Origin of the sequence: Sulfurimonas sp. hsl 1-7, assembly GCF_030577135.1 — a bacterium.
Classification (GTDB): domain Bacteria; phylum Campylobacterota; class Campylobacteria; order Campylobacterales; family Sulfurimonadaceae; genus Sulfurimonas; species Sulfurimonas microaerophilus.
This window is the reverse complement of record NZ_JAUIRR010000003.1, coordinates 368,180-388,592: the sequence shown is the minus strand read 5'-3', so window position 1 is coordinate 388,592 and position 20,413 is coordinate 368,180. Positions and strand designations below refer to the sequence as shown.

Below are 20,413 nucleotides of genomic sequence, written 5' to 3'. Positions count from 1 at the left end.
ATTAGTCGTTTTTGTTATAATTGCGGCTTAAAATAAAATAAGGGTAAATTATGGCTTTTTCAAAAGAAAATAGAAAAGGTACAATCTCTGGAATTATATTTGTTGCTATCTTTGCAGCGGCAGCAACTATGATTGCAGATATTGCTGCTGTAAAAGCTTTAGGTATATCTCCACTGGTAATCGGTATCGTTTTAGGTATATTCTATGCAAACACTTTACACAATCACGTCCCAAGTGCTTGGGGAACAGGTATAACATTTTCAGGGAAAAAAATTCTTCGTTTTGCAATCGTATTTTACGGTTTTAGAATTACATTCCAAGAGATTATGGATGTAGGTATGAGTGGTTTTATGGTGTCTCTCATTATGTTAGCGACAACATTTATTCTCGGATCGTACTTAGGATATAAAATTTTCAAAATGGATAAAGAAACATCAATGCTTACAGCTTCTGGTGCTTCTGTTTGTGGTGCTGCTGCAGTTCTTGCAACTGAGCCGGTACTTAAAGCTGAAGGGCATAAAACGGCAGTTGCGGTTTCTATGGTTGTACTTTTTGGTACTATCTCAATGTTCTTGTATCCGGTATTATATGCGGCAGTTATTGAACCGGCAACTGGCTTTTTACACATGACTCCTCAAGAGTTTGGTATCTATGTTGGTGGTACTATTCATGAAGTTGCACAAGTTGTTGCTGTTCCTGCTTCAATTGCTGGTGCTCCGGCAGATATGGCAAACTCGGCGGTAATCGTAAAAATGACACGTGTTATCATGATCGCACCGATGCTTATTCTTTTAGGAATTTATCTTTCAATGGAAGCAAAAAAATCTGGTTCAGCAGCAGGTGGTGTAAAACTTGTTATACCTTGGTTTGCTGTATACTTCATCGGTATGGCAGGGTTTAATTCACTTCAGTTAGTACCGACTGATGTTGTTAGTGTTATTAATGAGATCGATACATTCTTATTAACTATGGCAATGACTGCTTTAGGTATGGGGACAATATTCTCTAAATTTAAAGGTTTAGGTTTAGCACCGCTTTACACAGCAGGTGCAATGTTCTTATGGTTAGTAATCGGTGGTTTCATCGTTACGAAACTTGTAGTAGCTACATTTTCATAAGAGTGAAAATCCCTTTTAATAAATCTATTTGAAAAAAGAGTATATAATCTAATAAATAGATTTTAAAAGGGAATATATGTCAGCTTTACCAGATACGCTTAACTCTTTTTGGCTTTGGCGAGAAGTATACGGTAAGCTTGGCATCTCCAATCCGGCATATAAATACTGGAAAAACTCCACAACACTTAAACTTAATAACAAGTATGTTTTTATCCAAAAAAATACACTTCCCGAAAAATATCAGCATGTAGAAGAGATACTAACAGACCTCTCAGGATATCTCCCTATCAAGTATGCTTCTGATCAACTTCATGTAAATGAACATCTGTTCTTGACCGATAAAATGAAGTTTCATAAAGAGTTTGAATATAAGTTTGTTGAAGATGTAAAGTTTGTGAATATCAAGAAGTTTTTTAAAGAAAACGGGATTTTAGTTCCTAGAAATGCATTGATACAGCTAGGGCGTACAAAAGACCTTGAGATCACTCCGGAGTGTACGTTTTATAACCTCAAAAATGATTACGGGATCGTGGTATATTAGAAATGGGTAGTTTTTTTATAGAGTTTCGTGATCCGCTCTTCTCTATTATTATCTTCTTTTCCATCATTTTTGTTATCACTTTTATCTCTTACTGGTGGGGGAGATATAAACGAAAAGAGGATAACAAAGATATAGATCGATTTTTAAAGCAGTTTAAAACACTCCCATCAAAAAATGAACTTAAAGTGTTAATATCAAGCGGTGAACTTTCTGAAAAATCATGGCTTTTATTGGCTAACTCTTATTATAAAAACGGAGATTATGAAAAAGCTATAGAGATATATAATGAAATTTTGGAAGTGGGTAAGGGGACAAACTCCAAAGAAACAATGTTTTTACTCGGAAAAACATATTTTAGAGCCGGTTTTTTAGAACGCTCAAAACAGATCTTTTTAGAGATTTTAAAAAAGTATCCCCGTACTCCCGAAGCACTAAATTATCTATTACTTGTATATGAACATATGAGAGATTATAAGTCGGCAATGGATGTCTTAGAACCCTTAGATGAATTAGGAGAAGATATATCTTTAGAAAGAGAGTATCTAAACGCCCTTATGATCTTAAATGATGTAAAGATGGAGGATGAAACCAAAGTACAAAAACTGCTAGATATTTATAAACAAAATCATAATTTAATTTACATGATCTTTGAGTATCTATTTCGGGTGAATCCTCAACTTGCATGGGAAAATTTAGACCATTCTAAAGTTGATGTTTTAGTACAAGTGTTATGGAATTTACGTAGTAAAGACCTTAATTTAGATATAATTTCAAAAAGTGGTTATTTAAGAGAACTTTATAGTGCACGAGGGGATATAAGTTTAGCAAAATCAAGTTCTATATTTGAATTGGATATACTTATTAAGCTTGAAAAAAAAGCAAATGCAACACTTGGATTTGAATATGTCTGTTCAAGTTGTAAAGGTACATATCCGTTTGCTTTTAATCGCTGTAGTGCTTGTCATGCAATAGACAGTGCTACAATAGAGATCTCACTTAGCCGTGATTATATGAGGGAGTTTAGTGAAGAAAGTAACTCTTTTCAGTGATGGAAGTGCTTTAGGCAATCCAGGACCGGGTGGTTTTGGAGCAATTCTTCGTTACGGAGATAAAGAAAAAGAGATCGTCGGAAGTGAAGAACATACTACCAACAATAGAATGGAACTTCGAGGTGTTATAGAAGGGTTAAAAGCTTTGAAACAACCTTGTGATGTTGAAATCGTAAGTGATTCATCCTATGTAGTTAAAGGGATCAATGAATGGTTAGACAACTGGGTTAAACGGAACTTTAAAAAGGTAAAAAACCCTGATTTGTGGCAAGAGTATATTGAGGTATCAAAGCCACATAAGATAAATGCTCATTGGGTACGGGGACATGATGGGCACATAGAAAACGAGAGATGTGACAAACTAGCTCGTGATGCTGCCGAGGCAGTGAAAAATTTATAATGAGGATATTATGCACAAGAAAATAGATACGTTAGAAAAAAAGTTAGGGTATGAGTTTAAAGATAAAAATCTCATTATCGAAGCGCTGACACATAAAAGCTATAAACAGCCCTACGATAATGAGCGTTTAGAGTTTCTAGGTGATGCTGTACTCGACTTAGTAGTGGGGGAATATCTTTTTAGAAAGTTTAGAAACTCTGATGAGGGAAAGCTCTCAAAAATTCGTGCTTCGCTTGTAAATGAAACAGGTTTTGATAAATTGGCACGTGCTTTACGATTGGGTGATTACATTCTTTTATCGAATGCCGAAGACAACAACGGTGGTAGAGAAAAGTCATCACTCCTTTCAAATGCTTTTGAAGCAATTATGGGTGCGATTTATCTTGAAGCAGGATTAGAAAAAGTGCAGGAGATCTCTATAAAACTGATTGAAGAGAATCATGAAGAGATTTCTCTTGATTCACTTTTTAGAGACTTTAAAACAACTCTACAGGAACTAACACAAGCACGTTTTGGAATCACTCCTGAGTATAAAGTACTGGCATCTCGCGGACCTGATCATAAAAAAGAGTTTGAAGTAGGCGTTTATATTGAAGATAAAGAGTATGCAAGAGCTATCGGTAAAAGCAAAAAGATAGCACAGCAGGAAGCGGCAAAGCTGGCAGTAGAGATGTTAAAGAAGGAAAAATAATTGAATAGTTTTGGTCAAAAATTAAGATTTTCAACATTTGGTGAGTCTCACGGAACAGCACTTGGGTGTATACTAGACGGTGTACCTGCCGGTTTAGAGATAGATGAAGCATTTATACAAAGTGAACTCGACCGCAGAAAGCCGGGAAAAAGTGAATTTGAAACAGCTAGAAAAGAGGCTGACAAGGTAGAGATACTTAGCGGTGTATTTGAAGGAAAATCTACAGGGACACCAATTGCAATGGTTATCTACAATACAAACCAAAAGTCAAAAGACTATTCAAACATTAAAGATGTATTTCGTCCGGGGCATGCAGACTTTACTTACTTTCATAAATACGGTCTTCGAGATTACCGTGGTGGTGGAAGAAGTTCAGCAAGAGAAACGGCTGCACGTGTAGCTGCAGGAGCAATAGCGAAACTAATGCTGAAAGAGCTTGATGTTGAAGTGTTAAGCGGTATTAGTGAAGTTGCCGGAATAACTGCTCAAAAATTCAATTATGAGGGTGTAAAAGATAGTATCATCTATGCACTGGACTCTGATGTTGAACAGGCGCAAAAAGATGCTATTTTAGAAGCAAAAAACAGACATGATTCTGTCGGCGGTGTTAGCCGTGTTGTGGTAAAGAATGCACCTATTGGGTTAGGGCAACCCCTATACTATAAATTAGATGGTGTTTTAGCTGATGCTATGATGGGTATAAACGCTGTAAAAGCTGTTGAGATAGGTGATGGGTGTTTGAGTGCTAAAACACTAGGATCGCAAAACAATGATCAAATACGTGCGAATGGGTTTGAGTCAAATCACTCAGGTGGAATTCTTGGTGGGATCAGTAACGGGGATGATATTGTTTTAAATGTGTATTTTAAACCAACACCATCTATCTTTCAAGAACAGCATACTATCACTACGACAAATGAAGAGGTTGATTTCTCTTTAAAAGGGCGTCACGATCCTTGTGTAGCTATCCGTGGGACTATTGTTTGTGAAGCTATGGCTGCTCTTGTAATTGCGGATATGGTACTTTTAAATATGGGTTCAAAAATGGATGGAGTTGTAAAGTATTATAAATAGAATAAGGATAAGAGGGATTTACTCCTCTTCATCCTCATCTCCAAACTCTGCTGCCATCTCTTTTTCATAGGCTGCATCTTTTTGTGCTTGGAGCTGTGCATCTGTTAGTACTGCTTCATGGAGAAAGTCTCCAAAGAATGTTTTAGGCTCAGTATATGCCAAGAAGAGGTATATACCAACTACAAGCCCAATAGCAGTTACACCTGCTATGATTTTTTGCATAAGATTGAATGTTTGTATAGGCTCTTTCTTACGAACTTCACAAACACCTCCTGGACAATATTGAGGGTCTTCTTTTTTAATGTATTTGTAAAGCATACATCCAAGACATATAGAAAAAGCACTTTCAAAAAACATCAATGCGGCACAAAGCACACAAATTAAAACTTTGTAGAAAGTGATATCCCAGTTAAGCACAAACCAATAGATCATAGGAAATGAGATAAACCACCCAATTGCCCATGCAAAACGTTTTTGTGCTGCACCTACATACTCCGGTGTTTGATTTTGTACAAAAAATCTTGCAAGTAGTAAAGAGGGTGCATAACTTGGTTTTGTAATTCTAAGTAGAAATTCAAACCATAAAAATGCAATATATACTCTGGCTACAATGATGTGGTTAAACCCTATACCGATAAAGATAACCATTATTCCAAGTGTTCCAAGTATACCTGCTGCCGCTCTTGCTTCTCTTTCGTTAATAACTCTTACGTCATATCCGGGAACCTCTTCCCCGTACTTATTTAAAAAACTAGGTAAGTTCAAAAATCTCCTTTTATTATTTCAGCATATCATTTAAAATATCTTCAATCATCCCTTGAGCTTCTCTAAGGGGTTCTATAGACTCTTTGTCTTGTATATCTAAAGAGGTAATCCAGTTTTCAACAGATAACCAGCCCATATGTACTTTATTTTCCCCTTTTATTTTATAAAAATAAAAAGAACAAGGTGCCCATGCTCCAGCTTCAGGATGTAGTTTTGAGACAGGATATATTACATCAAATTTACAAATAGAGTAGGTATCATAAAAATCATATTTATGATAATCTGCATCATCAAACAGCTCTTCTTGAAGATTTGTAAAGTTCGGGAATAAAAATCCTAAGGGTTCCATCTCAGCTTCATATTCTGATTCTGTATCTTCTTTCCAGTCAATCGGATTTGCACCGTCTAAATCTATGTCAAATACAAAATCTGTTGCTAATGTTTGATCTCTTGGAGCGACATTATAATTTAGTTTTTTAAAACTACCATTAGGCATTGCAGCTTTTAAGGCCGCATGGATTTTTTTACTATATGCCACTAAATCCGGATCATCAACAGATATGCCCGTAGCTCTAGCCATACCATCTAAAGTAAGTGTTGATATATTCATCGTTTTACCATCAGACCAAATAGACATTGTTAATGGGATTAAGGCACCGAATTTAGGATATTTTTTTACAAGTTTCAGACTTGACTTTGGATCTTGATACATTGCAAGGTTATACACTTTATAGTGAGTGTTTCCAAATCTTTGTGAAAACGGTTTATTCATATTATTATTTCCAGGTACGTCCATACCTACTGAAATAAACCCCTCTTCTATAGTTGTCGGTGTAATTTTTTCATCGGAATTATCAGCTACAAAGACTTGAACGTCTTGTATAGCTTTTGCATTTGTCGGTTTGGCATTATGGTTACTACAACCACTTAATAATATAGTGATTAATGCGGTAAAGATGAGTGTATATTTTGTCACAACAACTCCTTAACTTGTGTTATATAGAAGAAATGTAACATTTTTTTGATATAAATAAAATTAATTAACAGAGTTAGATTTCTACTATGTCACCGATATTGATTGTAGACTTACCGTTGACTACTTTTGCAAAGATACCGCGATCATCTTTTAGTATTTTTGGAAGTTTTGAGCTTACGGTAGATAATCCTTTACAGAGGGTACAGTTTTGAGTAATCTCTAAAATAGTATCGCCGATTTTTAGTGTTTGCCCAGGAACTAATGAATAAGGGTTTGCATCTATGAGGATATTTTCCCCTAAAAGACCATATTCTATCTCTATACCGTTCTCTTTAGCTAAATTATAACTATCTAATGACGTAATTAAAACGGCACGCATTAAATCTTTTTTATAGAATTTATCTTCTAGAACACCATCTTCATCAACTGTAATAGCATCAGGTGTTAGTCGTGTCTTTTGTTCATCATTAGATGTAATAAAAAGTTTTAAAACTTTGCCGTTCATAGTTTTTGTCTCTTATCTATTAGTTCACCGCTATTCTCTTCAATAAAACCGGTTTTCTTTTTATATTCATCTATACTCATTGTTTTAAATGCGCCTGTTTTCATATACTTTAATATTGCAAGAAAGTCTTTCTCTTCTATATAACCGATACTGCCGTGATCTAGTTCTCCGGAGTTACTGAAAAACAAAACAGAAGGATAGAAGTTATATCCAATGTTTTCTGCAAACTCTTTAGCGCTTGTACGCTCTTTATCATATATAACTACATCTTCTTTGTGTGAAACATTGATAATAATAAATTTGAAGTTTTCTTTGATATATTGATCTACATCCTCATCGTCAAGAGTAAACTCTTCAAGTCTTTCACAGTATGGACAACCTGTTTTATGAAGATACACAAGAGGGGTTTTCCCACTTTTCTTAGATGCTTCAACTGCTTTGTCGATATCAATTATCTCTGCTGAAAGTTGGATCGCTGACAATATAAAAATATATAAAATACTTAGTAATGATTTTTTTAACATAAAATTAAACCTTGTGGAAATTGGAAGCTTGATTTAGGAAGAGAGTAGGTTTCCCCATGAGGGGGAATTTTTAGAGTAAAATTATTTAATTTTACCTTTACCTTTTAAAGTGTTACCTTTTCTATCAACAGCAACCATTTCAAGAGAGTCACCTTTAGCACCGATACCTTTGATATCGAATTTAAAGATTGGGTTCTTAGATAGGAATTGAGAAGTAGACATCTCCATTACAGTTTCACCGTTAACAGTAGCAACTACGTGAGTAATGAAGTTAGCATTTTCTCAGTCACCAGTTTTTTTCTCAGCCATGTTGTATGTAGACATCTCATGTTTAGCCATTGCTTTAACAGAAACTACGCCGCCTTTTAATTTTGCTTTTACTTTAATATCAGCCATTTTTTATCCTTATATTTTTTTCTTTTATATAAATATATGAAAAGGGATTAACCTTCACATCCACCAAGTGCAACATCTAAAGTTTGTTTAGCAGCATAAAGTTTACCGTCAGTACCTTCAGCTACGATAGTAATAGTACCAGATTTAGCCATTTTGATTTTGCTTTTACTTTAATATCAGCCATTTTTTATCCTTATATTTTTTTCTTTTATATAAATATATGAAAAGGGATTAACCTTCACATCCACCAAGTGCAACATCTAAAGTTTGTTTAGCAGCATAAAGTTTACCGTCAGTACCTTCAGCTACGATAGTAATAGTACCAGATTTAGCCATTTTGATTTTGATTGAATAATCCATAACATCGTATTTAGATACAGTGTATACACATACAGCAGCTTCTGGGTTAGCATCTTGGAATACTGCTACAGTTTTAGCAGGAACAGATACTGAAAAATCTACTGGAATTGCACCACCGTTAGATGCAACAGCTTTTTTAGGGCTATCAGATGCAACTTTAGCAGCAGTTAATTTAACATTACTCATAGTAAGGTCTTTTTTACCATACATTGCCATGATAGAATCATCAACAGTGTGTGCAGTCCATACAGCTGGTTTAGATTTTCTGAAATCCTCAGCTCTTACGCTTGCAGGTACAACAGCTAAAGCTAATGCACCTAAAGTCATACTTAAAAATTGTCTTCTTTCCATAATCTTTCCTTTAATTGAGATTTATTTGCTTTGGTTAACTATATAGTCAACTACAAGTTTAAATTCTTTATCACTTAGTGATGAACCACCTTTAGCCGGCATACCAGCATCTGTACCGTTTAGACCATTTTTGTAAACACCGTCCATACCTTTAGCAAGTAATGGAGCCCATGCACCTTTATCACCAGGAGCTGGAGCTGCACCAGTGTCGTGACACATTGCACAAGATTCTGTATAAGCAGCTTTTGCATCAAAAGAAGAAGTTCCCTCTTCAGCAGGTAAGTCTCTTACAGATGTCATTGGTGGATGGAAGTCACTAATACCAACAGTGATTTCAGCTACATGAACAGTTGGCTCTTGACAGTTAGTCATACAACGTTCACTTCTTGCTACTTTTTGCCCACCAAAGTTATCTGGGTTTGCATAGAATTTACGAACATTTTCAGGACCTTGTGGACCATCAATTACAGGCTCATAAACAGCTTTTGCCGGCATTTTGATTTTTAAGAAGTTCTCTTTGTTAAGAACATACTCTTCATCTACAGGCACACCATCAATTTCCATTTCATTTACGTTTAATACATAAGCTACTAATGAATATACTTCGTCATCTGTTAAAGTATCAGTTGCCGGGTGTGGCATAGCATCTTTAATGTACCACCACATTGTACTAGCTTCTGCCCAGAAACTACCGAAGAATCTTGAAGGACCATCAGAATCTGGTTTTAGTCTTTGACGTGTTAATGTTTTATACATCTCATATGCATTACCTTTAGAAAGTGCTGGATAACCACCACCACCTGAACCAAAGTCACCGTGACACATTACACATTTAGCTTCGTAAACTTCTTCACCTTCAGTTACAGTACCTTCACCTTCCGGTAAACCTGTACCGTCTGGCATTACATCAGAGTTCCAAGCATTGTACTCATCTTTTGTCGGAACACGACCGTTATTAATAGTCATGTTATGAGCTTGAGTATTTACATAGTAAGAACTAGTTTTTCCGTTTACTACTGGATAGTTTACACCACCATCAATTGATGCTTTAGTAGGTGTAGCGCTTTCCATACATCCAGAGAAACCAAATGATACTAGTGCAGCTACAGAAGCTGATACTAATAACTTATTACTAAATTTGATCATTACGCTTCTCCTTTTTTCTCAATGATTACATTACCGTCTTTATCACGAGTAAGTTCTGAACGGATTTGAACGTGAGTTACTGTTCCGTCTTTTTCAACTTTCCATGTTTCAACTGCATTTCTATGATAAACTGCTTCAACACCAACTTTAGTTAGTTCTTGATCAATTGTCGGTTGGATATAACCTGCATCATCAGTAGCACGTGAAGTAAGAAGTAGTTCCTCACCTTTTTTGTATGTATGCATATAGCTCCAACGAGTCCAACATTTAGGTAATACAAGACCTTTGAGTTGTGCTTCAACGTAGTTTTTACCACCGTCAAATGAAATATCTACACCGTTGATTGTACCCATACCTGACCATGCAAGACCTTCGATCTCTACGATATCACCATCTTCTAAGTGAGACCAGTCAATCTCTGGAGACGGAGAAGTTACAGTTGAGTTAACTTCATTTGCATAGAAGTGTTGTACAATTTTTCCATCAGGTTTTAATACTGTATATTTAGAAGTTTCCTCTTTACAGTACCATGGCTCACTAGCGAAGTCTAATCTTCTTAGCCATTTAACACATAAGTTACCTTCCCAACCTGGAACAAGTAAACGAATTGGATAACCTTGCTCTGGACGAAGTGCTTCACCATTTTGACCCCATACGATCATAGCATCGTCAAGAACTTTTTCCATAGGGATAGTTCTACCCATTTTAGATGAGTCTCCACCCTCTGCAAGCATCCATAATGCTTCTGGTTTGACACCAAGATCTTTTAAGATATCTTTGATGTATACACCAGTCCACTCAGCACAAGACATAAATCCTTTAGAGAATTGTAAAGAGTTGTATTGTGGTCCTCTCCACTCTTGTCCACCATTAGCAGGACATTCGATGAAGTGTGTACGAGTTACACTTGGATATCTTTTTAATTCTTCCATAGTTAATACTAAAGGTTTTTCCACTAAACCTGTAATCATTAATCTATGCTCATTTGGATCAATATGCGCTACACCACCGTGAGAACGTGAGAAAAATAATCCATTTGGAGTAATAATCCCCATAGACTCTTGAATAGGTGTTACAGCAATAGAAGCTCTAAAGTTACCAGATGCTAGAAGTTTAGTATATCTTCTAGTTACGTTGTGCTCATATTTTGAAGGCATTCCGTAAAGGTTTTTAGTTACAGGATCTCCCCATTTTGTAGCCCATTCCGGTGTTCCAAGAATAGCTTTTTCACCATCACCACCAGCATGTTCATTAGCCATAGCATTCGATGACAGTAACGAAGTACCAGCTATTGCAGTACCAGCCATAGCAGCTGTTTTTCTGAAAAAGTCTCTTCTGCCAATACTTTTTTCAGTACTGTTAGATAAATTATCTATGTTTTCTTGAGATTTTTTATCCACATTTTCTCCTTTGTTAAATTGTTTATTACATATTTTAAGTTAATAATGTACTCTGAATTTCGAACAGGTATTATGCCATTTTATACTTAATTATAAATTTTAGCAAAACTAATTATACTGCATTTGTGAAAATAATGTGATATAAGGGTGGTTTAGTTGGAAATGTAGTTACAAATCGAAACACTTTTTGTATAAAAAAAAATTAATATAAGAAAGAGTCATTTTTATTATAAGAGGTATGCTATATTTTTATGATTCCTAATATAATAAAAGTGTTTTTCTGTTTATTGTGATAAAAAGGGATACGAAAACCCTCATGTTCAACATCTTTTATGTTCTCATTATCGAAAATTACTGACTTTTTATACTTCTTATCTTTCGTAGGTATGTTTAACAATATAGTGTCAAGATAGATCTTAAAGCCTTTTACTGAATCAGGATTTGTTTCTATCATCTCTTCTAGAATCTCTTTCATCTGATCTTCAAAAACTTGTGTAACTAATATATTCATTTACTTATCTTTTCCGTAAGCCAAGCTGAGGACTCCTTCAGATATTGAAGGAGATCCTTTGTTGATTGCTCGCCAGCTTCATATTGTTTAAAAGCTTCTTGAATTTTTTCAATTTGAGCATTTGTATCCATCAGTAGTTTTATTCCTCATCCTCTGATTCTTCATTTTCAGATTCATCATCGTCTGATTTACAGCCTATTTTTGCACAAGTTTCTTCAGAGATTGTAGCTATTTTTTCTTTTACTAAAGTAGTTACTTCTTCTACATCTTCAGCCATCTCCAGTTCATCACCAGAAACAAATTTTTCAAGTTGAGTCATTTGGAAAGGTTGCCCGTGCTCATAAACGATCTCACCACCGTGTTTCCCTTGAATAAATGTTACCGCCATTACAACGACAGTTAAGATAATACCAAGTGCTTGAATTCCAAACTTTTGTAGCTTACATCCTGCCATTTGAATAAGTGCAACTACTGACATTGCAATTGCTAAGTAAAGACCTAACTCTTTATGTTCAACTAATTCATGTTTACCCGCTTCACTAAGAAAGTTGTAAATCTGTGGACCAGCTTGACTACCGGTATACCACACGCCTACCATTGCAATCGCTGCAAATAAAGCTGTACGTGCTGAAATTTTTGACATAGTTTCTGATTTGCTTACAAGGTATGCAAGACCGAAAACTGATGCAACTACTGGTAGTACCATAGCGAAGTGTGCCGTTGCCGGGTGTAACATCATAATTAATTCCTTTTATTATAAAATCATCACATTATATTGAAGTTTTTTGAAAAACAGCTTATTGTACTATAAAAAATTGTAATTTAACTTTTCTTTTTATCAATTACATCTTTAGCTGTTTTTATAGCACTTCCAAGTGCAACCTTTGCAGTTTCAAATGCTTGCTTACCCATTCTTTTTGCTTCTTGTGCTTTTTGTGAATGGATAGCTGAATCAGCTTTTTTTACAGCAAGTTTTGCAAAGTTGGCAAATTTGTTTTTCATCACTTCGGCTGTCTCTTTAGAAACTATTAAAAGTTCTTCAAGATCATATTTCATATCTTTATTTATATCTAGAAGAATTTTATGGGTAATAGATGAGCTTTGTGAAGCTTGGTTTATTATAACCTGTGAAAAGATAGTATCTGTTTGATTGAGGTCTTCCATGATAGTATCATAGTCTTCGATCAAGATATGTTTTGCCTCTACAGGCATATATGCTAAACGTTTCTTGAATCTGTGAATAGATTTTATAAGACCTGAACGCATCCCTTTTGTGGTTGCACTTAAAATATCTTCGGCTTTATTTGGTTCAGCTTCGGCAATATCTATAGCAATCGCAAGGATAGTTGAGAGGATCTTTCTGATACGGATAGTATTTAATGAGCCCTCTTTGATAGATTCAAAAGTGATCTCTTTAATCGTTTCGATCAAATACTCTTTAAATTCGCTGTCACGCTCTTTTTCAAGGGCTGTAATAATAGCAGACTCTACAATTTCACTTAAAATTTCGTAAAGGTCAATTGACTGGAGTTTGACTTGATGGAGTTTAGTAAAAGCAGATGGAGAGTTTTGCAGTTTCTCTTCTATAGCATTGAAAACTTCATATTTTTTTTCTTGAATCGCTTCAGATTTTTTTTCTATAGAACGTTCAAGTTCCTCTTTTTTTTCTAAAAGAGTTTCGAGCTCGTTTTCAATATCTGAGATCTGGTTGTTAATGATCTGTGTAGTGAGAGTTTCTATCTTTTGTGTATCTAAACTCTCAAGATCTACATTGCTGAAGAAACTATCAACATCTTTTTGTAATTTACTGTTTTCCATTATATACTCCTATAACACCATTTTTATATTTTGATGTTGTTTTAAAGCATCATATATAAACTGTCTATCATCTTCATTATGTACTAACAAATCAAGATTCATACTCACATATTTTCCGGTTTTTGAGTTGTTTGAATGAGTCAGTTTATGTTCCCTCTCATCAAGTACATCCCTTATTGCTTGTTCAAGTGCAGCTTTTTCAGTTGCTATCACTTTATAACACCAAGAGCAAGGGTATGTAAGCTCTAGCTTTTCACCTTTTAGTCTATCGTTTAAAGTCTCCACTTTTTCCTCCTGATTTTGCTTCAAGTTGTACGTTACGGATGATCATCCCTTTATCGATCGCTTTTACCATATCGTAGATTGTTAAAAGTCCAATAGATGTCCCTGTCAAGGCTTCCATCTCAACACCGGTTTGTCCTTTGAGTTTTGCAGTTACCGTAAGTTTAAATCCAGGAAGCTCCGGTAACTCTTCTACATCACAATTGATACCGCTTAGATTTAGCGGATGACACATTGGGATAAGATCACTTGTTTTCTTTACTCCCATAATTGAAGCTATTACAGCAGTCTGAAGTACTGGACCTTTTTTTGTTGTCTCATTTACAATAGCATCGTATGCATCTTGACTCATCTCTATTATACCGCTTGCAACAGCTACTCGTGTTGTTTCATCTTTGTCACTAACATCGACCATTTTCGGTCTTTGGTTTTCATCTAAATGTGTTAAGTTCATATTTTAGTTCTTTACTTTTTTCACTATTATATCAAAGAGGTGTTAATAATTTCCAAACCTTTTTTATATTCCTCTTTATTGTTAAGATTTAAAAATTTGTTTTCATCATTAAAGTGGACAAGTTGTGTATTTGAGTTTTTGAGTAGATATCCGAGTTTGTGGATGTTGTTTTGTTCCATCTCTTTAAAAGCGTTGAGTAGTGAACGATGATAAATTCCACAAAGTGGTTGCATCTTGCCCTCTAACGTAGCAATCGTCGCATCGTTTGTATCTTGATCATGTTCAAAGAGAGTTTGAATTATTATTTCATCTATAAAAGGGGTGTCAACGCTGATTGCAAAAAAACGGTCACTATCCAATATAGAAAAGCTTGATATAAAACCGGTAGTGGGTGCGAAGAGTTCTTGATGTTGATCTTCTATAAAATTTGCATCAAACTCAAACTTTTCTTTTGTTTTTGTTGAGATGTAAACATTTTGAAAAATTTTTAGGAGTCTAGTGTATTGATATTGTGTTAGGGTAGCTGCGGAGCCAAATGGAAGAAGCGCTTTGTCTTCTCCCATTCGAGAACTTTTACCACCCGCAAAGATAATACAAGGAATCTGTATCATTAGTGTTTTGTAAGCTCTGCTTCAATTCTTCTGTTTTTAGCACGACCCTCTTTTGTAGAGTTGTCTGCAACAGGATTTTCTTCACCCATACCATCTGAACTAAGTTGCTTCGGATCTACACCTCTCTCTTTTAATGCGTTCACAACTGAATCGGCTCTTTTTTGCGAGAGTTTTTTGTTATATGCAGCAGAACCCTTACTATCTGTATAACCTACAATTTTCGCACTGTAGTTAGAGTATGTTTTTAAGAATTCAGCGAATTTATCGACATAGGTTGTTGAAGCACTTGTTATGTCAGAAGAGTTTGTTTGAAAGTTGATCTGTAGTGTTACCTCTTGAGGACAGCCGTCACTATTTACATTAGCACCTATTGGTGTATTTGGACAAATATCGAGAGAGTTTAAAACACCATCTTTATCACTATCTAATTCACACCCTTTTTCATCAACCTCAAGACCGGCTTTAGTGTTTGGACACTGATCTTTAGAGTTGAGAACACCGTCGTTGTCATCATCACCATCAATCGGTTGAGCAACAACAACTGGTTCCTCTTTTATGACTTCTTGTTTTGGTTCCTCTTTTGGTTGCGGCTGAGTTGAATCACCAAATGCAAATGTTAAACCGACCATCGCGATTAGATTACTATCGAAATGACCTGCATTTTGGTTTGCATATTTTGCTAGATAAATAGCTTCTGCTTTGAGTGCTATATCTTCTGTAAAGAAGTATTTTGTACCTACACCTGCATCCAAGAAAAATCCATCTTGATTTGCTTCGGTTTCATTACCTACATTTTCAATACCGATACCGGCTTTTGCAAAGGGTACAAAATTGTTTGTTGTATCAAAGGTATAAACACCGTTAAATGCACCGCGAGTGATAGAAGAATCACCACCGGCTTCATATTTTGCTTTTGGTGAATAAAGGATAGAAAACTCGGGAGAAATTTTAGAATCGGTAGAGTTAAATTGTACCTCTACCCCACCTAAAAAATGCCCGTCGTTTTTAATGTCGATATTCCCCTCTGTTAGATCGTAACCTATCATAGGTGAAATCTCATACTGTTTTTGCCCTGCTAGCAATACGCTAGAAACTAATGCCGAAAGTAATAGTATTCTTTTCATTTACTTCTCCTTCTGTTTTAGTAAGTCTAGCACAAACTGATGAGCAAAAAGTGAGATTAGCCTCTTGGATCTGTAATATATCCTGTGATCGCAGAAGCTGCTGCTACTGCAGAGTTTGCTAAATATACTTTTGAACTTCTAGAGCCCATACGCCCAACGAAGTTTCTATTTGTTGTAGAGATTGCAACTTCACCGTCTCCTAGGATACCCATGTAGCCACCAAGACATGCACCACAAGTTGGATTACTTACAACACCGCCTGCATCTACAATTATATCAATATATCCAAGTTTTGTCGCTTCTCTTAAAATTTGTTGTGTACCTGGAGTAACAATTAGTCTTACATCTTCGTGTACTCTTTTACCTTCTAAGATCTCAGCTGCAACTTTTAAGTCAGCTAAACGACCGTTTGTACATGAACCGATGAATGCTTGATCAACTTTGATTTTGTCAGCTACTGCTTGAACTACACTATGACCGTTTGACGGTAGGAATGGGTAAGCGATAACAGGATCAAGTTTATCTACTTCGATGTTTAGTTCCATACAATATGTTGCGTCTGCATCACTTTGATGGATTTTTGGCTCGCGAGCTAAATCTTTATCTGCTAAAAACTCTGCCGTGATCTCATCATATGCAACAATACCGCTTTTAGCTCCAGCTTCGATAGCCATGTTACACATAGAGAATCTGTCATCCATAGTTAAGTAAGGGATAGTTGAACCAGTGAATTCTAAAGTTTTATATAAAGCACCGTCAACACCTATCATTCTGATGATCTCTAGGATGATGTCTTTTCCCGTAGTATATTGTCCAGGTTTACCTGTTAGGTTTACTTTGATAGTTTCAGGAACTTTGAACCAGTTACCGCCGGTAATCATAGCAAATGCCAAGTCAGTTGAACCCATACCAGTTGAAAATGCGCCAAGAGCACCGTGTGTACAAGTGTGAGAATCAGCTCCGATAATTACATCACCGGGAACTACAAGACCTTTTTCAGGTAAAAGTGCATGCTCGATTCCCATATCTTTTTCATCAAAAAAGTTTTTAAGTTGATGTTTTTTAGCGAAATCTCTAGATATTCTTGCTTGGTTTGCAGAAGCGATATCTTTTGCAGGGATGAAGTGATCAAGAACGATCGAAAATCCATCAGGATTAGCTAGTTTTTGTGCACCGCTCTCTTCAAATGCTTTGATAGAGATAGGTGTAGTGATGTCATTTCCGATAACCATATCGATTGGTGAACGAACGATTTCACCCGCATACACCTCTTTACCGACATGTTCAGAAAATATTTTTTCAGTTATGGTTTGTCCCATGTTAAACCTCTTAAAAAGTTAAATAATTTCGCGATTATAACATAAGAGGTTTAAACACAGATGATTTAGCTTTCATATTTAATAGCTTTTTTAGTAAACTCCGTTGAACAAAAAAAGATTGCTAAAAAGATAGGATTGAATTTTACAAGGTTATTGTCAAAGTCTATCGTATCAAAAACACCGAAACTAAAGCCGCCACCGTCTTTTGGATTTTGAGGTGTGGCAACAAACTCAATCGGTTTGAGCGTTTTAATAAGGTTTATAATCTTTTTTTTCTTCTTTTGACTTGGTTCATCTAAAAGGTTGAATTCTCTGTTTTGTGATTCTCTATGTAAAACCAAGATCTGATCAAGCAGATCAAGCTTGTCTTTAAAGATCACTTTATTCCATTTAATTAGAGAGTTATTTGAAGCGATTTGCATTTTTGTACTGCTAAGTGGCAGCGCTTTATTTCTTATTGCTTCTATTAAAGAGAGTAAGTAGTTTATACCCCCAACATTCTCGGCAGCTTTCTTCATAAAGATGCTGACCACTATTTTTGTATCGTCATTGAGGTTATTAAAATTACACATAGCGCAATTATATGCTGTTTTAATTCTTAAGTCAAATCGGGTGTAAGTTTTCCTTAAGCTATTCATAACCATAAAGCTATTATGATGTCAACACTAAAAGAGGACAAAAATTGTCTTATTTAAAAAGAATGAAAATCATTCTTAATATTAAGAGGTAAACAATGCAAGTATATTTAGACAATAATGCTACTACGATGTGTGATCCAAAAGTTGTAGAAGCGATGTTACCGTACTTTTCTGAACAGTATGGTAATCCAAACTCACTTCATAAATTTGGTTCATCAACGCATCCGGCACTTATGAATGCGATCAATCAAACATATAAAGCGCTTAATGCAAGCGATAATGATGATATCGTATTTACATCATGTGCAACAGAATCAAATAACTGGGTTTTACAATCTGTATGGGTTGACCACGTACTAAACGGTGATAAAAACCACATTGTAACAACGGAAGTTGAACACCCGTCTGTTCTTTCTACATGTAAATTTTTAGAGGAACAAGGTGTAAAAGTTACATATCTTCCAGTAAATGAAGAGGGTGTAGTTGAAGCACACACTGTGAAGTCATTTATAACTGATAAAACTGCTTTAGTTTCAGTTATGTGGGCTTCAAATGAAACAGGTATGATCAACCCTATTAAAGAGATTGGTGAAATTTGTAAAGAGAAAGGTGTACTTTTCCATACAGACGGTGTACAAGCTGTTGGTAAGATTCCGGTTGACCTTCAAGATGTGCATGTTGATTTCTTATCATTTTCAGCACACAAATTCCACGGACCAAAAGGGATCGGTGGCCTTTATATTAAAGACTCACAACCATTATCTCCGTTAATGCACGGTGGTGATCAAATGGGTGGTCGCCGTTCAGGTACTTTAAATGTTCCATATATCATCGGTATGGGAAAAGCGTTAGAGCTTGCGACTGAAAACATTGAAGAGAAGATGGCGTCAATCCGTGCAAAACGTGATCGCCTGGAAGATGCTATCTTAGAGTTAAGCGATACTTTTACGGTTGGAAATAGAGACAACCGTACACCAAACACTATCCTTGTATCTATCAAAGGTGTTGAGGGTGAAGGTATGCTTTGGGATCTAAATAACGGTGAAATCGGAGCTTCAACAGGTTCTGCATGTGCATCGGAAGACCTTGAAGCAAACAGCGTAATGCTTGCAATCGGAGCTGATAATGAACTGGCGCATACAGGTATCCGTTTATCTCTTTCAAGATTCACAACTGATGCTGAGATCGATTATGTAATCTCTCACTTCAAAAAAGCTGTTGAAAGATTAAGAGGGATTTCGAGCTCGTTTGCTAAACAAGCACCGACAAAAGGTGGAGAAGTTCAAGAGTGTGAACTTCATCATCACCATTAAAAAATATAAGATATAAATAATAGGAGAAAATTATGGCTAAGGCTGATATGTTAGGCGAGTCTCTTTGGGACGCGTATTCAAATAAAGTAACGACATTAATGAACAATCCTCAACACCAAGGGGAGATCTTTGAAGCAGATGCAGAGTCACGCGGGAACAAGTTAATTGTTGCTGACTTTGGTGCGGAATCTTGTGGTGACGCAGTTCGCCTGTACTGGGAAATTGATCCTGCTACAGATAAAATTGTAGATTCAAAATTTAAATCGTTTGGATGTGGTACTGCGATCGCTTCATCTGATGTAATGACTGAGCTTTGTATCGGTAAAACTGTACAAGAAGCTGTAAAAATTACAAATATCGATGTTGAGATGGCTCTTCGTGACGATCCGGAAACTCCGGCAGTTCCACCGCAAAAGATGCACTGTTCTGTTATGGCTTACGATGTTATCAAAAAAGCTGCAGGACTTTATCTTGGTGTTGATGCAGAGAGCTTTGAAGAGGAAATTATCGTTTGTGAATGTGCACGTGTATCTCTAAATACTCTTAAAGAGGTTATCAAGTTAAACGACCTTAAATCTGTTGAAGAGATTACTGACTATACAAAAGCGGGTGGATTCTGTAAATCTTGTATTAAACCTGGTGGACACGAAGCTATGGATTACTACCTAGTAGATATCTTAGCAGATACTCGTAAAGAGATGGATGAGGAAAAAATGAAAGCTGCTGCTGATGCTCAAGCTATGGGCGGCGCTAAATTTGAAGAGATGACATTAGTACAACAGATCAAAGCTGTTGATGCTATCATCGATGAGAATGTTCGTCAATTCCTAATTATGGACGGTGGAGATATGGAGATTATCGATATCAAAAAAGCTGATCCGTATATCGATATCTATATCCGTTACCTTGGTGCATGTAGCGGTTGTGCTTCAAGTGCTACTGGTACACTATACGCGATCGAGAGTACTCTTAAAGAGAAACTTTCAGATAAAATCCGCGTATTACCTATCTAATTTCACTTATACCATTTTACTTGACACTTTTTTA

The 20,413-nt window shown here is 35.9% G+C and carries 27 protein-coding genes; 8 read left to right on the top strand and 19 right to left on the bottom strand.

All coding sequences use genetic code 11. The features are described from left to right. Window positions 1-50: 50 nt before the first annotated feature. The 6 genes from QWY88_RS08550 to aroC all read left to right on the top strand — a co-directional run bounded on the left by QWY88_RS08550 (window position 51) and on the right by aroC (window position 4,873). Window positions 51-1,118: a YeiH family protein gene (locus QWY88_RS08550; protein WP_304545970.1), complete on the top strand. Its 1,068-nt coding sequence runs from the start codon at window positions 51-53 to the stop codon at window positions 1,116-1,118. A 76-nt stretch (window positions 1,119-1,194) separates the two neighbouring features. Beyond that, window positions 1,195-1,659: a hypothetical protein gene (locus QWY88_RS08545; RefSeq protein ID WP_304545969.1), complete on the top strand. Its 465-nt coding sequence runs from the start codon at window positions 1,195-1,197 to the stop codon at window positions 1,657-1,659. 2 nt (window positions 1,660-1,661) lie between these two features. Next, on the top strand, window positions 1,662-2,708 hold the full coding sequence (locus tag QWY88_RS08540; RefSeq protein ID WP_304545968.1) for a tetratricopeptide repeat protein: 1,047 nt from the start codon (window positions 1,662-1,664) through the stop codon (window positions 2,706-2,708). Continuing rightward, entirely contained in the window at window positions 2,683-3,108 is a 426-nt protein-coding gene (gene rnhA / locus QWY88_RS08535; RefSeq protein WP_193113569.1) for a ribonuclease HI, read from the top strand. Before QWY88_RS08540 ends, rnhA begins: the two co-directional genes overlap by 26 nt. A 10-nt stretch (window positions 3,109-3,118) precedes the next feature. After that, a complete protein-coding gene (gene rnc / locus QWY88_RS08530) occupies window positions 3,119-3,799 on the top strand; it encodes a ribonuclease III (protein ID WP_193113568.1) in 681 nt (226 codons plus the stop codon). Then, on the top strand, window positions 3,800-4,873 hold the full coding sequence (gene aroC / locus QWY88_RS08525; protein WP_304545967.1) for a chorismate synthase: 1,074 nt from the start codon (window positions 3,800-3,802) through the stop codon (window positions 4,871-4,873). It abuts the gene before it with no gap. Window positions 4,874-4,891: 18 nt separating this feature from the next. Here aroC and QWY88_RS08520 read toward each other — a convergent pair whose 3' ends face one another. The 19 genes from QWY88_RS08520 to QWY88_RS08430 all read right to left on the bottom strand — a co-directional run bounded on the left by QWY88_RS08520 (window position 4,892) and on the right by QWY88_RS08430 (window position 17,987). Next, window positions 4,892-5,638 carry a DUF4395 domain-containing protein gene (locus tag QWY88_RS08520; RefSeq protein WP_304545966.1) on the bottom strand — a complete coding sequence of 249 codons (747 nt, stop codon included), beginning with the start codon at window positions 5,636-5,638 and terminating at the stop codon, window positions 4,892-4,894. A gap of 13 nt (window positions 5,639-5,651) precedes the next feature. Beyond that, window positions 5,652-6,614, bottom strand: a complete 963-nt coding sequence (locus QWY88_RS08515) for a DUF302 domain-containing protein (RefSeq protein ID WP_304545965.1) — start codon at window positions 6,612-6,614, stop codon at window positions 5,652-5,654. 73 nt (window positions 6,615-6,687) lie between these two features. Further along, window positions 6,688-7,119, bottom strand: coding sequence for an MOSC domain-containing protein (locus QWY88_RS08510; protein ID WP_304545964.1), 432 nt, complete (start codon window positions 7,117-7,119; stop codon window positions 6,688-6,690). Continuing rightward, a complete protein-coding gene (locus tag QWY88_RS08505; protein WP_304545963.1) occupies window positions 7,116-7,643 on the bottom strand; it encodes a thioredoxin family protein in 528 nt (175 codons plus the stop codon). The genes QWY88_RS08510 and QWY88_RS08505 overlap by 4 nt, the downstream gene beginning before the upstream one ends. Before the next feature lie 81 nt (window positions 7,644-7,724). Beyond that, the gene (locus QWY88_RS11685) at window positions 7,725-7,910 is read right to left on the bottom strand and encodes a thiosulfate oxidation carrier complex protein SoxZ (protein ID WP_369811224.1); all 186 of its coding nucleotides are present in this window, start codon (window positions 7,908-7,910) and stop codon (window positions 7,725-7,727) included. A gap of 176 nt (window positions 7,911-8,086) precedes the next feature. Then, complete coding sequence (locus tag QWY88_RS08495; protein ID WP_304545962.1) at window positions 8,087-8,191, bottom strand: hypothetical protein; 105 nt, start codon at window positions 8,189-8,191, stop codon at window positions 8,087-8,089. Window positions 8,192-8,270: 79 nt separating this feature from the next. Continuing rightward, window positions 8,271-8,750, bottom strand: a complete 480-nt coding sequence (locus QWY88_RS08490) for a thiosulfate oxidation carrier protein SoxY (protein ID WP_304545961.1) — start codon at window positions 8,748-8,750, stop codon at window positions 8,271-8,273. Between the two features lie 21 nt (window positions 8,751-8,771). After that, window positions 8,772-9,896, bottom strand: coding sequence for a c-type cytochrome (locus tag QWY88_RS08485; protein ID WP_304545960.1), 1,125 nt, complete (start codon window positions 9,894-9,896; stop codon window positions 8,772-8,774). Then, a complete protein-coding gene (soxC, locus tag QWY88_RS08480) occupies window positions 9,896-11,296 on the bottom strand; it encodes a sulfite dehydrogenase (RefSeq protein WP_304545959.1) in 1,401 nt (466 codons plus the stop codon). Before soxC ends, QWY88_RS08485 begins: the two co-directional genes overlap by 1 nt. Window positions 11,297-11,537: 241 nt before the next feature. Continuing rightward, entirely contained in the window at window positions 11,538-11,807 is a 270-nt protein-coding gene (locus QWY88_RS08475; protein ID WP_304545958.1) for a hypothetical protein, read from the bottom strand. After that, window positions 11,804-11,938, bottom strand: a complete 135-nt coding sequence (locus tag QWY88_RS08470; protein WP_304545957.1) for a hypothetical protein — start codon at window positions 11,936-11,938, stop codon at window positions 11,804-11,806. Before QWY88_RS08470 ends, QWY88_RS08475 begins: the two co-directional genes overlap by 4 nt. 8 nt (window positions 11,939-11,946) lie before the next feature. Next, window positions 11,947-12,546 carry a DUF2231 domain-containing protein gene (locus QWY88_RS08465; RefSeq protein WP_304545956.1) on the bottom strand — a complete coding sequence of 200 codons (600 nt, stop codon included), beginning with the start codon at window positions 12,544-12,546 and terminating at the stop codon, window positions 11,947-11,949. An 83-nt stretch (window positions 12,547-12,629) separates the two neighbouring features. Continuing rightward, window positions 12,630-13,625, bottom strand: a complete 996-nt coding sequence (locus QWY88_RS08460) for a DUF6781 family protein (RefSeq protein ID WP_304545955.1) — start codon at window positions 13,623-13,625, stop codon at window positions 12,630-12,632. 9 nt (window positions 13,626-13,634) lie between these two features. Beyond that, the gene (locus QWY88_RS08455) at window positions 13,635-13,910 is read right to left on the bottom strand and encodes an HP0495 family protein (RefSeq protein WP_304545954.1); all 276 of its coding nucleotides are present in this window, start codon (window positions 13,908-13,910) and stop codon (window positions 13,635-13,637) included. After that, window positions 13,891-14,361 carry a cyclic pyranopterin monophosphate synthase MoaC gene (gene moaC, locus QWY88_RS08450; RefSeq protein ID WP_304545953.1) on the bottom strand — a complete coding sequence of 157 codons (471 nt, stop codon included), beginning with the start codon at window positions 14,359-14,361 and terminating at the stop codon, window positions 13,891-13,893. The genes QWY88_RS08455 and moaC overlap by 20 nt, the downstream gene beginning before the upstream one ends. Before the next feature lie 26 nt (window positions 14,362-14,387). Further along, a complete protein-coding gene (gene mobA, locus QWY88_RS08445) occupies window positions 14,388-14,972 on the bottom strand; it encodes a molybdenum cofactor guanylyltransferase MobA (protein ID WP_304545952.1) in 585 nt (194 codons plus the stop codon). Next, complete coding sequence (locus QWY88_RS08440; RefSeq protein ID WP_304545951.1) at window positions 14,972-16,096, bottom strand: OmpA family protein; 1,125 nt, start codon at window positions 16,094-16,096, stop codon at window positions 14,972-14,974. Before QWY88_RS08440 ends, mobA begins: the two co-directional genes overlap by 1 nt. 56 nt (window positions 16,097-16,152) lie before the next feature. Beyond that, a complete protein-coding gene (locus QWY88_RS08435; protein ID WP_304545950.1) occupies window positions 16,153-17,415 on the bottom strand; it encodes a 3-isopropylmalate dehydratase large subunit in 1,263 nt (420 codons plus the stop codon). 65 nt (window positions 17,416-17,480) lie between these two features. Continuing rightward, window positions 17,481-17,987 (bottom strand): hypothetical protein, encoded by a 507-nt coding sequence (locus QWY88_RS08430; RefSeq protein ID WP_304545949.1) that lies wholly within the window; start codon window positions 17,985-17,987, stop codon window positions 17,481-17,483. Between the two features lie 161 nt (window positions 17,988-18,148). Here QWY88_RS08430 and QWY88_RS08425 point away from each other — a divergent pair, with 161 nt between their 5' ends. Next, on the top strand, window positions 18,149-19,366 hold the full coding sequence (locus tag QWY88_RS08425; protein ID WP_304545948.1) for a NifS family cysteine desulfurase: 1,218 nt from the start codon (window positions 18,149-18,151) through the stop codon (window positions 19,364-19,366). Window positions 19,367-19,398: 32 nt separating this feature from the next. Beyond that, window positions 19,399-20,379: an iron-sulfur cluster assembly scaffold protein gene (locus tag QWY88_RS08420; protein ID WP_304545947.1), complete on the top strand. Its 981-nt coding sequence runs from the start codon at window positions 19,399-19,401 to the stop codon at window positions 20,377-20,379. Window positions 20,380-20,413 lie beyond the last annotated feature (34 nt).

Excerpts from the sequence above, each read along its gene's own strand:
- QWY88_RS08550 (WP_304545970.1), top strand. The coding sequence starts at position 51 with ATGGCTTTTTCAAAAGAAAATAGAAAAGGTACAATCTCTGGAATTATA.
- QWY88_RS08545 (WP_304545969.1), top strand. The coding sequence starts at position 1,195 with ATGTCAGCTTTACCAGATACGCTTAACTCTTTTTGGCTTTGGCGAGAA.
- QWY88_RS08540 (WP_304545968.1), top strand. The coding sequence starts at position 1,662 with ATGGGTAGTTTTTTTATAGAGTTTCGTGATCCGCTCTTCTCTATTATT.
- rnc (WP_193113568.1), top strand. The coding sequence starts at position 3,119 with ATGCACAAGAAAATAGATACGTTAGAAAAAAAGTTAGGGTATGAGTTT.
- QWY88_RS08510 (WP_304545964.1), bottom strand. The coding sequence starts at position 7,119 with ATGAACGGCAAAGTTTTAAAACTTTTTATTACATCTAATGATGAACAA.
- QWY88_RS08505 (WP_304545963.1), bottom strand. The coding sequence starts at position 7,643 with ATGTTAAAAAAATCATTACTAAGTATTTTATATATTTTTATATTGTCA.
- QWY88_RS08495 (WP_304545962.1), bottom strand. The coding sequence starts at position 8,191 with ATGGCTAAATCTGGTACTATTACTATCGTAGCTGAAGGTACTGACGGT.
- QWY88_RS08490 (WP_304545961.1), bottom strand. The coding sequence starts at position 8,750 with ATGGAAAGAAGACAATTTTTAAGTATGACTTTAGGTGCATTAGCTTTA.
- QWY88_RS08485 (WP_304545960.1), bottom strand. The coding sequence starts at position 9,896 with ATGATCAAATTTAGTAATAAGTTATTAGTATCAGCTTCTGTAGCTGCA.
- QWY88_RS08475 (WP_304545958.1), bottom strand. The coding sequence starts at position 11,807 with ATGAATATATTAGTTACACAAGTTTTTGAAGATCAGATGAAAGAGATT.
- QWY88_RS08470 (WP_304545957.1), bottom strand. The coding sequence starts at position 11,938 with ATGGATACAAATGCTCAAATTGAAAAAATTCAAGAAGCTTTTAAACAA.
- QWY88_RS08465 (WP_304545956.1), bottom strand. The coding sequence starts at position 12,546 with ATGATGTTACACCCGGCAACGGCACACTTCGCTATGGTACTACCAGTA.
- QWY88_RS08460 (WP_304545955.1), bottom strand. The coding sequence starts at position 13,625 with ATGGAAAACAGTAAATTACAAAAAGATGTTGATAGTTTCTTCAGCAAT.
- moaC (WP_304545953.1), bottom strand. The coding sequence starts at position 14,361 with ATGAACTTAACACATTTAGATGAAAACCAAAGACCGAAAATGGTCGAT.
- mobA (WP_304545952.1), bottom strand. The coding sequence starts at position 14,972 with ATGATACAGATTCCTTGTATTATCTTTGCGGGTGGTAAAAGTTCTCGA.
- QWY88_RS08440 (WP_304545951.1), bottom strand. The coding sequence starts at position 16,096 with ATGAAAAGAATACTATTACTTTCGGCATTAGTTTCTAGCGTATTGCTA.
- QWY88_RS08435 (WP_304545950.1), bottom strand. The coding sequence starts at position 17,415 with ATGGGACAAACCATAACTGAAAAAATATTTTCTGAACATGTCGGTAAA.
- QWY88_RS08430 (WP_304545949.1), bottom strand. The coding sequence starts at position 17,987 with ATGTGTAATTTTAATAACCTCAATGACGATACAAAAATAGTGGTCAGC.
- QWY88_RS08425 (WP_304545948.1), top strand. The coding sequence starts at position 18,149 with ATGCAAGTATATTTAGACAATAATGCTACTACGATGTGTGATCCAAAA.
- QWY88_RS08420 (WP_304545947.1), top strand. The coding sequence starts at position 19,399 with ATGGCTAAGGCTGATATGTTAGGCGAGTCTCTTTGGGACGCGTATTCA.